This is a genomic window from Rhodoferax sp. TH121, from assembly GCF_002251855.1.
GTDB lineage: Bacteria > Pseudomonadota > Gammaproteobacteria > Burkholderiales > Burkholderiaceae_C > Allorhodoferax.
The window spans coordinates 658,626-670,629 of sequence record NZ_NOXW01000021.1 but is presented as its reverse complement, the minus strand read 5'-3'; the positions used below and the strand labels follow the sequence as shown (position 1 = coordinate 670,629).

At 58.4% G+C, this 12,004-nt stretch carries 10 protein-coding genes; all 10 read right to left on the bottom strand.

What is annotated here, in order from left to right; genetic code table 11:
* Positions 1–9: 9 nt before the first annotated feature.
* On the bottom strand, positions 10–213 hold the full coding sequence (rpmI, locus tag CHU94_RS13200) for a 50S ribosomal protein L35 (protein WP_094481090.1): 204 nt from the start codon (positions 211–213) through the stop codon (positions 10–12).
* Positions 214–378: 165 nt separating this feature from the next.
* Positions 379–966 (bottom strand): translation initiation factor IF-3, encoded by a 588-nt coding sequence (infC, locus tag CHU94_RS13195; RefSeq protein WP_094480547.1) that lies wholly within the window; start codon positions 964–966, stop codon positions 379–381.
* A gap of 88 nt (positions 967–1,054) precedes the next feature.
* Complete coding sequence (thrS, locus tag CHU94_RS13190) at positions 1,055–2,968, bottom strand: threonine--tRNA ligase (RefSeq protein ID WP_094480545.1); 1,914 nt, start codon at positions 2,966–2,968, stop codon at positions 1,055–1,057.
* Positions 2,969–3,241: 273 nt separating this feature from the next.
* Positions 3,242–4,573 carry an isocitrate lyase gene (gene aceA, locus CHU94_RS13185; protein ID WP_094480543.1) on the bottom strand — a complete coding sequence of 444 codons (1,332 nt, stop codon included), beginning with the start codon at positions 4,571–4,573 and terminating at the stop codon, positions 3,242–3,244.
* A 296-nt stretch (positions 4,574–4,869) separates the two neighbouring features.
* The gene (glnT, locus tag CHU94_RS13180; protein WP_094481088.1) at positions 4,870–6,198 is read right to left on the bottom strand and encodes a type III glutamate--ammonia ligase; all 1,329 of its coding nucleotides are present in this window, start codon (positions 6,196–6,198) and stop codon (positions 4,870–4,872) included.
* 99 nt (positions 6,199–6,297) lie between these two features.
* On the bottom strand, positions 6,298–7,767 hold the full coding sequence (locus tag CHU94_RS13175; RefSeq protein WP_094480541.1) for an aldehyde dehydrogenase: 1,470 nt from the start codon (positions 7,765–7,767) through the stop codon (positions 6,298–6,300).
* A gap of 60 nt (positions 7,768–7,827) precedes the next feature.
* Positions 7,828–8,664: an ABC transporter permease gene (locus CHU94_RS13170; RefSeq protein ID WP_094480539.1), complete on the bottom strand. Its 837-nt coding sequence runs from the start codon at positions 8,662–8,664 to the stop codon at positions 7,828–7,830.
* Positions 8,665–8,674: 10 nt separating this feature from the next.
* A complete protein-coding gene (locus tag CHU94_RS13165) occupies positions 8,675–9,595 on the bottom strand; it encodes an ABC transporter permease (RefSeq protein ID WP_094480537.1) in 921 nt (306 codons plus the stop codon).
* Between the two features lie 8 nt (positions 9,596–9,603).
* Positions 9,604–10,704 (bottom strand): ABC transporter ATP-binding protein, encoded by a 1,101-nt coding sequence (locus tag CHU94_RS13160; RefSeq protein ID WP_094480535.1) that lies wholly within the window; start codon positions 10,702–10,704, stop codon positions 9,604–9,606.
* Positions 10,705–10,791: 87 nt separating this feature from the next.
* The gene (locus tag CHU94_RS13155; RefSeq protein WP_094480533.1) at positions 10,792–11,952 is read right to left on the bottom strand and encodes an extracellular solute-binding protein; all 1,161 of its coding nucleotides are present in this window, start codon (positions 11,950–11,952) and stop codon (positions 10,792–10,794) included.
* Positions 11,953–12,004: the final 52 nt, after the last annotated feature.

Sequence of the window (12,004 nt, the reverse complement as noted above, 5' to 3'; positions counted from 1 at the left end):
CGTCGTTAATTAAATACCACGACCGGGCAGCATCTGTGCCATGTGACCCATGTTGGTCTCATGAACTCCAGTGGAGCCGCGCAGGTGGCGTTTATTTTTGGTGGTCTTCTTGGTCAAGATGTGACGTTTGAAGGCTTGACCGCGCTTGACGGTGCCACCTGGACGGACGCGGAAGCGTTTCTTCGCCGCGCTCTTGGTCTTCATTTTGGGCATGTTCATGCTCCTTTTTCATTTGTGCTCGTGAGGCGTCTGGAAAACGACTTCCAGCCTTGTTGGCCCCGAGCCACTTGTGCCATGCACCTTGCGATGCACCGCATATGCCATGGGTCTAAGACCTCTGGCGCACTACCGGCAGGTGACCAGACCTGCCAGTGGTATTTACGCTGCAGCTTCTGCTGCAGGCTTGGGAGAGCCACCGGGCTTTTTACGGCCGGGGGCAATCATCATGATCATCTGGCGACCTTCCAGCTTCGGGAACTGCTCCACGATGATGGTGTCGCCCAGCTCGTCGCGCATGCGCTGCAACATCGCCAGACCAATTTCCTGGTGGGTGATTTCGCGACCCCGAAAACGCAAAGTGATCTTGCACTTGTCGCCATCGGCCAAGAAGCGGCGGATATTGCGCATCTTGATGTTGTAGTCGCCGTCATCAGTACCCGGACGGAACTTGATTTCCTTAATCTCAATAACCGTCTGCTTGGCTTTCGCTTCCGCCGCCTTTTTCTGCTCCTGGTATTTGAACTTGCCGTAATCCATCAACCGGCACACGGGCGGGTTGGCGGTGGCTGCAATTTCAACCAAGTCCACATCCAGCTCACCTGCCATGCGCAGGGCTTCCATCAGGCTCACGACACCAAGCGGCTCGTTATCGGGGCCAGAGAGGCGTACCTCAGGGGCCATGATTTCCCGGTTCAGGCGGTGCTTGCGTTCTTCACGCTGACGACGATCACGAAATTCAGTAGCGATGGCTCAATACCTCACAATTTTTGCTACACAAACTGTAGCGGTTGCTGCACAGCGGGCGTCATCAAACCGGGTTTTCTTGGGGTGAACCTCAAGCCGCTGATTTGTTGGCAATGTCACTGGTGATTCTTTGGACAAAGGCATCAAGAGACATTGCACCGAGGTCTTGACCACCCCGGGCGCGCACTGCAACAGCGCCTGCTGCCATCTCTTTGTCGCCAATGACGACCAAATACGGCAGCTTTTGCATCGAATGCTCCCGTATTTTATAGGTTATTTTCTCATTGCGCAGGTCTAAATTGACCCTAAGCCCTTGATTTTGCAGCGTTTTAGCCACGGACTTGGCATATTCCGCCTGAGCATCGGTGATATTGAGCACCGCCACCTGCACCGGCGCCAGCCACGCAGGCAAGGCCCCGGCACTCTCCTCAATCAGGATTCCGATGAAGCGCTCCAAGCTGCCAACGATGGCCCGGTGCAACATGATGGGGCGGTGGCGTGCGCCATCCTCTCCCACAAATTCGGCATCCAGACGCTCAGGCAAGTTGGGGTCCACCTGAATGGTGCCGCACTGCCAGGGGCGACCCAGCGCATCTTTGAGCGTGTATTCGATCTTCGGACCGTAGAACGCGCCCTCGCCCGGCAGGTACTCAAAGTCACAACCGGACGCACGCAGGCCTTCCGCCAGCGCGTTCTCGGCGCGATCCCAACTCTCTTCGCTACCGATACGCTTTTCCGGGCGCGTGGAGAGCTTGTAGATGATGTTGGTAAAGCCGAAATCCTTGTAGACCTTTTGTAGCAGCGTCGTGAACGCCACCACTTCGGACTGAATCTGGTCTTCGGTACAGAAGATGTGACCATCGTCCTGCGTAAAGGCACGCACGCGCATGATGCCGTGCAGGCCGCCCGAGGGCTCGTTGCGGTGGCAGGCACCGAACTCGCCGAAGCGCAGTGGCAAGTCGCGATAGCTCTTGATGCCGTGCTTGTAGATCAGGATGTGGCCGGGGCAGTTCATCGGCTTCAGCGCGTAATCGCGCTTTTCCGACTCCGTGATGAACATGTTCTCGCGGTATTTGTCCCAGTGGCCCGTCTTTTCCCACAGGCTCTTGTCGATGATCTGCGGACCTTTAACCTCCAGATAACCGTTATCCTGGTAGACCTTGCGCATGTACTGCTCCACGCCCTGCCACAGCGTCCAGCCCTTGGGGTGCCAAAACACGGTGCCAGGGGAATGCTCGTCAATGTGGAACAGGTCCAGCTCACGGCCCAACTTGCGGTGGTCGCGCTTCTCCGCCTCTTCCAGCATCGTCAAATGTTGCTGCAGCTCATCCTTGGTGGCCCAAGCCGTGCCGTAGATGCGCTGCAGCATCTCGTTTTTGTGATCACCGCGCCAGTAGGCACCGGCCACCTTCATGAGCTTGAAGTGCTTGAGCTTGCCGGTGCTGGGCACGTGCGGGCCACGGCACAGGTCTTCGAACTTGCCTTCGCGGTACAGCGAAACGTCCTCGTTGCTCGGGATGCTGCCGATGATCTCGGCTTTGTAGTGTTCGCCCAAGCTCTTGAAATAGGCTACCGCTTCGTCACGCGGCAACACGCGGCGCACCACGGGTTCGTCCAGCGCGGCCAGCTGCGCCATCTTCCTCTCGATGGCAGCCAGATCTTCCGGGGTGAACGGGCGTTTGTACGAAAAATCGTAGAAAAAACCATGTTCGATGACGGGACCGATGGTCACCTGCGCATCCGGGAACAACTCCTTGACAGCATAGGCCAACAAGTGCGCTGTCGAGTGACGAATGACTTCCAGACCATCCGCATCTTTGGCGGTGATGATGGACAGCGCGCTATTGGCTGTCATCTGGAAACTGGTGTCCACCACTTTACCGTCCACTTTGCCGGCCAATGCAGCCTTGGCCAGGCCAGCGCCAATGGAGGCGGCAACTTCGGCCACAGTAACCGGACCAGGAAATTCACGTTGGGAACCGTCAGGGAGCGTAATTTGAATCATGGTATGCCTAACAAAGCGTCGGGAGCAAAAAGAAAAAGCGCGGAAGGGTCCGCGCTTTACTATGAATTTGGTAGCTGCTTGCGCACAAGGCGCGCGGACTACGGCCTTATTCGCTGATGAATGTCGCCGGTGTAGTTCGCGGTGTCATAACCAAACTGCCTTTCTCGCTCTTATACAAAGTTGATCTGTGGATTTTAACCCCAGTCAAGCGCCCCAGCAAAAAGGGCCGAACTCCCCTCACGAAAGTCCGGCCCAATGCTGCAAGCTGGCAGCTTAGTGGAACTGCTCTTCTTCGGTAGAACCAGTCAGCGCCTTCACGGAGGAAGAGCCGCCCTGGATCACAGTAGTCACGTCGTCGAAGTAACCCGCGCCCACTTCCTGCTGGTGCGACACAAAGGTGTAGCCCTTGTCACGTGCGGCGAACTCGGGCTCTTGCACCATGTTCACGTAGTGCTTCATGCCTTCGCCGTTGGCGTACGCGTGGGCGAACTGGAAGGTGTTGAACCAGTTGATGTGGATGCCGGCCAGCGTGATGAACTGGTACTTGTAGCCCAGCGCGGACAGGTCTTCCTGGAAGGACGCGATCTGGCTGTCGTTGAGGTTCTTCTTCCAGTTGAAGGAAGGCGAGCAGTTGTAGGACAGCAGTTTGCCGGGGCAGGCGGCGTGCACGGCTTGCGCGAATTCACGGGCAAAGCCGATATCAGGCACGCCGGTTTCGCACCACACCAGGTCGGCGTAGGGGGCGTAGGCCACGCCGCGGCTAATGGCTTGTTCCAGACCGTTCTTGACGCGGTAGAAGCCTTCTTGCGTGCGCTCGCCGGTCAGGAAAGGCTTGTCGTTGGCATCGTGGTCAGACGTGATCAGGTTGGCAGCTTCTGCGTCGGTACGGGCCAGCACGATGGTGGACACGCCCATCACGTCGGCGGCGAAACGTGCGGAGATCAGCTTTTCGCAGGCTTCTTGGGTGGGAACCAGCACCTTGCCGCCCATGTGGCCGCACTTCTTCACGGCAGCCAGTTGGTCTTCAAAGTGAACGCCAGCCGCACCGCTTTGGATCATGTTTTTCATCAGTTCAAACGCGTTCAGCACGCCGCCGAAACCGGCTTCTGCATCGGCCACGATAGGCAGGAAGTAGTCGATGAATTCCTTGTCGCCGGGGTTGATGCCACGGCCCCACTGGATTTCGTCCGCGCGCTTGAAGGTGTTGTTGATGCGACGCACCATGGTGGGCACGGAGTCGTAGGCGTACAGCGATTGGTCGGGGTACATGGTCTCCGAGGTGTTGCCGTCAGCGGCGACTTGCCAGCCCGACAGGTACACGGCTTCCAGGCCGGCCTTGGCTTGCTGCATGGCCTGGCCGGCGGAGATGGCGCCGAACGCATTGACGTAACCCTTCTTGGCGCCGCCGTTGATCTTTTCCCACAGTTTCTCAGCACCGCGCTTGGCCAAGGTGTGCTCGATGGACAGCGAACCACGCAGGCGCACCACGTCGGCAGCGGAGTAGCCGCGCTTCACGCCCTTCCAGCGGGGGTTGGTCGCCCAGTCTTTTTCCAGGGCGGCGATTTGTTGTTCGCGGCTCAGTTGCGAGTTGAGGTTTTGCGTCATGAGAACACTCCTAGGTTGGTTGATTGGCTGCGCACCGTTTGTCTTGCAATTCTGGTGCCCATGGATGAATTCTATGTCTTATATAAGACATATATTCAATCTTATGTCTTATATAAGACATAAATTTATTCATTACAAATCAACAACTTAGGCCTCTCATTTCTCAATGCAAAACAATTGGCTTGTATGTGAAATACAAAACCCCAACACAGTCGCATTACATTCCACAATAAGAAAAGGGCTGACGCATATCGAAATGCGCCAGCCCAAGGAACCTGCACCAGGCAAGAACAGGATCAGAAAGCCTGCGCGTAGCGTGCCATCTCCCAAGGGCTAACGTGCTGGCTGTAAGCAGCCCATTCCTCGCGCTTGAGCTGCAGGAACTGCGTACAAAAGGCATCCCCCACGCCCTGGCGCAACACCGTGTCCTGCTCCAGCGCCTGCAACGCCGTGCGCAAGTCCGCAGGTAGCGCGGGTGGCAAGGCCTGCCCGGCCTGGGCGCGCTGGTACAGATCATCAGCCACAGGTGTCGGCGGGGCCAAGCCGCGGTCTATGCCTTGCAGGCCGGCGACCAGCGTGGAAGCAATGGCGGCGTACACATTGCATGAGGGATCAGGCAGGCGCCACTCTAAGCGGCCATCGACCACCCGCACCAAGCAGGTCCGGTTGTTATGGCCATACGCCTTCCACACCGGCGACCAGGTGGTACCCGAAGCGCTCTCGCTACTGGCGAGGCGCTTGTAGCTATTGACCGTGGGAGCGCAGAGCGCGGCCAGTGCATCGGCATGGTGCAGCAGCCCGGCTGCGAACTGATGGCCCGCCGCGCTGAGCCCCAAGTCTCCTTGCGCATCGGCAAATACCGCGCGGCCTTCTGCATCGGTAATGCTGATGTGGAAATGCAGGCCGCTGCCCGGTGCGTGCGCCAGGGGTTTGGGCATGGCACTGAAGACCATGCCGTGGCGCTCAGCCACCGCATGGGCGGCCAGCTTGAACAGCATGTAGCGGTCGGCTGCGGCCAGTGCGTGGTCGAAGCGGTAATTGATCTCGTACTGGCCGCAGGCATCTTCATGGTCAATCTGCTGCAGCTCAAAACCTAGCTGCACCAGCGTACTGCGCATGTCCTCCAGATAGGCCGCGTTGCGATGGATGGACTTGAGGTCATAGGAAGGCTTGTCCAGTTGGTCCTGCCCATCCGCCACCTGCCAAACACCATTCATCTGGCGCAACAGGAAGAACTCGGGCTCGATCCCCACCCACATGCGCCAGCCTCGTGCCTCCAGCTGGGCCACGGCCGCCTTGAGTACCTGGCGCGAGCAGGTATCCAGCGCCTCGCCACCGGCAAAACCATCACACACAGCGCGCGCCACACCTGGCATAAACGGCAGCGCCTGCAAAGACTCAGACTGCACGCGCCCGTAATACTCGCTGCGCGGGCCCATACGCGGCAGCCCCGTGCCCCAGATGCTGGGGCCGGCAAAGCCCGCGCCTACCTCCACCCACTCTTGCAACTTTTCCAGTGGCACCAGTTTGCCCTTGGCCACGCCATGCAGGTCGCAAAACTGGGTGAGCACGGAATGCACGCCCTGCGCTTGCAGGGAATGGATGGTTTCGGTGTAGTTATGCATGAGATTGGCCTCTAGCACCCGCGGAGTTTGCGCGAGCTGCTATCAAATAAGGAGTAATCGACCACCATCCTAGCCGCTGCTGCGGCCTGGACGCAGGACTCACACCGGGCTGTCGATGCGTACCCAGGTGGTCTTGGTCTCGGTGTATTTGTCGAAAGCGTGCAGGGACTTGTCGCGCCCTACCCCGCTTTGCTTGTAGCCGCCAAACGGCACGGTGATGTCGTCTTCGTCGTACTGGTTCACGTGCACGGTGCCAGCTCGCAAGGCACGTGCCACGCCGTGGGCCTTGTTAAGGTCACTGGTCCACACACCGGCCTGCAAGCCGTAGACACTGGCATTGGCCATGCGCACGACCTCTGCCGCGTCGCTGAACGACAGCACCGACAGCACCGGGCCGAAAATTTCTTCGCGTGCGATCGTCATGTCACCACGCACACCGTCAAACACGGTGGGCTGCACATAACAACCGCCGGTAGACTGCAGCACTTGCTCGCCACCGGCCAGCAGCTTAGCGCCCTCCGCCTTGCCGCTTTCGATGTAGCGCAACACGGTGTTCATTTGCGTCTTGTCTACCAGCGCGCCCATCACCGTGTCGGGCAAGGTGGGGTTGGCCGGCGTATAGGCGGGCACCAGTGCCAGCGCCTTCTCCAAAAATTTCTCCTTGATACTGTCCTGCACATACAGGCGCGAAGGTGCATTGCAGCTTTCGCCCTGGTTGAAGAAGATGCTGCCCACTGCCGCCTCCACCGCGCGGTCCAGGTTGGGGCAGTCGGCAAACACGATGTTGGGCGACTTGCCGCCCAGTTCGGTCCAAGCGCGCTTGAGGTTGCTCTGCCCGGCCATCACATGGATCTGCTTGCCCACGCGCGTGGAGCCGGTAAAAGCAATGCAATCCACGTCCATATGCAGCGCCAGCGGCGAACCGGCTTCGGGGCCAAAGCCCGGCACTACGTTAAACACCCCATCGGGAATGCCGGCCTCCAGCGCCAGGTCCGCCAAACGCAGGGCGGTGAGCGGCGATTTTTCGCTGGGCTTGAGCACCACGCTGTTGCCCACAGCCAGGGCCGGTGCAATCTTCCAGGCGGCCATGATCATGGGGTAGTTCCAGGGCACTACCACACCCGCTACGCCCACCGGTTCGCGCGTGATCAGGGCCAGCGCCGTGTCGGCTGTCGGGGCAATTTCGTCATAAACCTTGTCGACCGCTTCTCCATACCAACGGATGCAGTTGGAAGCGCTGTTCACGTCCACCGCGCGCGCGTACTTCACGGGCTTGCCCATGTCCATCGTCTCGGTCAGAGCGAGGGTATCGGCGTTCTGGAGCAACAAGTCGGCAAAGCGGACCATGATGCGTTTGCGCTGCGCGGGTGGCAGGCCGCGCCAGCGCTTGTCGTCGAACGCCGCACGGGCCGCACCCACTGCGCGGTCAATGTCGGCCGCACCACATTGGGCCACCTCGGTCAGCACCCGCCCATCCACGGGCGAGATGCATTGGAATGTGGCTCCATTCAATGCGGCTACGCGCTGGCCACCAATCACGGCGCGCCCGTCAAACTGCAATTGGCTCATGTCGTCCTCGTCCTTGTTGTCCGCCCAGTCTGGGGCAGTGACTTCATATTGCAGGGTGCGTCACGCCCGCGTGGCAGCCGCAATCTCGCGCTCCCGCTTGCGCGTCTGCCGCGCCACCCACACGCTGTAGCTGATGATGACAATCGTCACCGTGAAGATGAGCAGCGTGGCGGCCGCATAAATGGTCGGGTTGATACCACGGCGCGCGTAACTGAAGATGACCTGTGGCAAGGTACTCACACCGGGGCCGGACAGGAATTCAGAAATCACCACATCGTCAAACGACAACGTGAACGAGAGCAAAAACGCCGCCAGAATGCCCTGCGCAATATTTGGCAAGGTCACCAGAAAGAACACTTCGTAGGGCTTGGCGCCCAGGTCCATGGCAGCCTCTTCGAGTGAGCGGTTCATCTCCAGCAAGCGCGACTGCACTACCACCATGCCGTAGGCCATACCCAAGAGCGTGTGGCCCAAAATAATCGTCAACATACCGCGCTCCGGCCACCCCATCAGGTTTTGCGCACCGACCATCAGCAACAACAGCGACAGGCCGATCACGACCTCGGGCATCACCAAGGGCGCATTCACCATGCCAGAGAAAACCGTACGCCCCAGAAATCGCCGGTAGCGCACCAGCACAAAAGCGGCAAACGTACCCAACACGGCGGATAACACACCGGTGATGGTGGCCACCTGAAGGGACAGCCAAAAACCCTCCACGATCTTGGTGTCGCGCGTCAGCGCCTCGTACCAGCGCAACGAAAAGCCGGTGAAGTTCGCGTCCTGGCGGGTGCTGTTGAACGAGAACACCACCATAAAGATCAGCGGCATGTAGAGGAACAGGTAGACCAGGGCCATCCAGCCCTTGCCAAAGTGTTTTTCAATCCAGGGTTTCATGGCCTGCCCCTCATGCCTTGCCGGACGTGTCGTTGTCGCCGGTGTAATGGTAATAAATGGCCAGCGGCACGATGATGAGCGCAATCATCACCACTGCCAACGCGGTGGCGCGCGGCCAGTTGTTGCTAGTGAACATTTCGTCCCACACGACGCGACCGATCATGATGTTCTCCGGCCCGCCCAGCAGCGAAGGAATCACGAACTCGCCGACCGCCGGAATGAACACCAGCATGAAACCCGCCACAATGCCGGCCTTGGACAGCGGCACGGTGACCAGCCAGAAGGCCTTGAACGGCGTGGTGCCAAGGTCGTAAGCGGCCTCAAGAAGTCGGAAGTCCATCTTGACCAAATTGGCGTACAGCGGCAGCACCATGAAAGGCAGGTACACGTAAGTCATGCCTACCAGCATGGAAACGTTGGTGTAGAGCATTTGAATCGGCTCGCTGGTCAGGCCCAAGGCCATCAGCAACTGGTTCACCACACCCTGGTCCGCGAGGATGCCTTTCCAGGCATAGACGCGCAGCAGAAATGACGTCCAGAACGGCAACATCACCATCATCAACAGCGCAGGGCGCGCACTGGGTGCCGATCGGGCAATGAAATAGGCAAACGGGTAGCCAATCAGCAGGCACAGCACGGCGGTACACAACGCGTACCAGATCGAGCGCAAATAGGCTTCGATATAAATGGTCTGAAACAGGGCGCCGTCTTCGCTATTGCGGAAGATAGACCAGTAGTTCTCGTACTTGAGCTTCAAGAGCCCGGTGGTGCTGTCCCAGATGGGCTTGAAGGGGTGGATATCGCTGCCCATATCTACAAAGCTGATGTAGAGCAAGATCAGGAAGGGCAGCAGAAAGAAGACCACCAGCCAAGCGTAGGGTACGCCAATGACCAGGCGGCGACCTGGCATGGGAAGAGAGAGTTGTGCCATGGTGTGCCTCAATCGCGCAACACGATGGCGGAGCGGTCACCCCACCAGAAGTACACATTGTCTTCCCAGGTGATGTCGCTGAGTTCCTGGCGTGAAGTATTGGCTTCGGTGATCTTCACCTTGGTGCCGTCGGTCGCCACCACGATGTAGGTGTTGTAGGAGCCGAAGTAGGCAATCTCCTTGACCTTACCGGTGAACAGGTTCACCCCCACGTCGGGACGCGCCTTGCTGATCTCGATTTTCTCGGGTCGCACCGCAATACCCACAGGCATGTTCAGCGTACCGCTGACACCATGGCCCACATGGATCTCCCCGATACCAGTCACCGCAGCGCAACGATCGTGTTCGTCGATGCTCAGGCGGCCTTCAAAAATATTCACATTGCCGATGAAGTCGGCCACAAAGCGGTTGGCCGGGTGTTCGTACACCTCTTCGGGGGAGCCCACTTGCTGCACACGGCCCTTGCTCATCACGGCAATCCGGCCGGCCATGGTCATGGCCTCCTCCTGGTCATGCGTCACCATCACACAGGTCACGCCCACTTTTTCGATGATGTTGACCAACTCAAACTGCGTTTGTTCACGCAGCTTCTTGTCGAGGGCGCCCAGCGGTTCGTCCAGCAACAACAGCTTGGGGCGCTTAGCCAAGCTGCGCGCCAGCGCCACGCGTTGCTGTTGCCCGCCAGAGAGCTGGTGCGGCTTGCGTTTGGCATAGGCGCCCAGTTGAACCAGGTCCAGCATCTCGCCTACCCGTTGCTTGATTTCGTCTTTGGGCAGGCCCTCTCGTTTCAGACCAAAAGCCACGTTTTCCCAGATGTCCAGGTGGGGAAACAGCGCATAACTCTGGAACATCATGTTGATGGGCCGGTCGTAGGGTGCGAGTTTGGCCACGTCCTGTCCACCCAGCAAAATCCGGCCCGAAGTAGGCGACTCAAATCCTGCCAACATGCGCAACAGCGTGGACTTGCCACACCCGGAGCTTCCCAACAACGCAAAGATCTCCCCCTGCGCGATGGACAGGGACACCTCGTCCACGGCGGTGGCTTCGTCAAAACGCTTCACCAGCTTCTCTGTCACCAGGTAGCCTGGTTTTCCGGATTGCACTGTCATCTCAGGGCCTTTGCATTGGTTGCAAACAATAAAAAGGGCTGTTTATACCTGCGTACAAACAGCCCCGACTGGCATCACGCCAATTTTTTACTTACCTTTTTTGAAAGCGTTGTAGGCGGTCGCCAATGCTTCACGCGCTTCGTTGCTGAAGCTGCTTGGGGGAATCATCTTAGAGAAGTACTCGGACTCCACAAAGATAGTCTTATTGCCCGCGATTTCGGGCTTGATTTTCTCGATCGCAGCCTTGTTGCCAGTGGGGTAGCTCATCTCATTGGACATCAGCGCCGCATTTTCGGCACGCAGGTAGAAGTCAATGAAGGCGGCTGCGTTGTTGGGGTGCTTGGCATCCTTGGTGATGGCCATGGTGTCAAAGAAGATCAATGCACCGGTGCTGGGCAACAGCGATTCAATCTCGTCCTTAGAACCATTTTCCTTGGCCCGACCTGCAGCGATGTTGATGTCGCCAGACCAACCCACCGCCACACAGGCTTTTCCACCAGCGATGTCGTCGATCATGGTGGAGCTGAACAGGCGCACGTCCTTGCGCACCTTGGCCAACATGGCAGACGCCAGCTTGTAGTCCTCAGGATTGTTGGAGTACGCGTCCTTGCCTACATAGTGCAGTGCCACAGGCATGATTTCAGTGGGCGAATCCAAGTAGGCAATGCCGCAGGACTTCAACTTGGCCGTGTATTTGGGGTCAAACACCAGGTCCCATGCGTTCTCGGGCATGGGCATGCTGCCCAGAGCCTTGGTCACTTTGGTTTTGTTGATTCCGACGGTGGTGAAACCCCAGGCCCAAGGCACCAGATGCTTGTTCTCGGGATCGGCCTTGGTCAGGGTCGCCATGATGGCTGGGTCCAAATTGGCCAGATTCGGGATCTTGGCCTTGTCCAGCGGCTGCAGCAGGCCACCTTCGATCTGGCCTTTGGCGAACACGGTGCCGGGCACCACAATGTCGTAGCCGGTATTGCCCGCCACCAGCTTGGCTTGCAATGCTTCATTGGTCTCAAAGGTGTCGTAGTTCACCTTGATGCCGGATTCTTTTTCAAACGCGGCGATCATGCCCTCTGGAACGTAGTCGGGCCAGTTGTAGATATTGAGGACTTTTTCCTCAGTATTCACTGGCGCGGCTGGCGCGCTGGCCACCGGTGCAGAGGCGGGCGCGGCAGCAGGGGCTTCTTCTTTTTTACCGCAAGCAGCCAAAGCTACTGCTGTCAGCGCAAAAGACCAGAGGTATTTTTTCATGGTGAGTTTGTCTCCACTAAAAGAGAGTTGGGTTAAAGACAATCAAAACGGC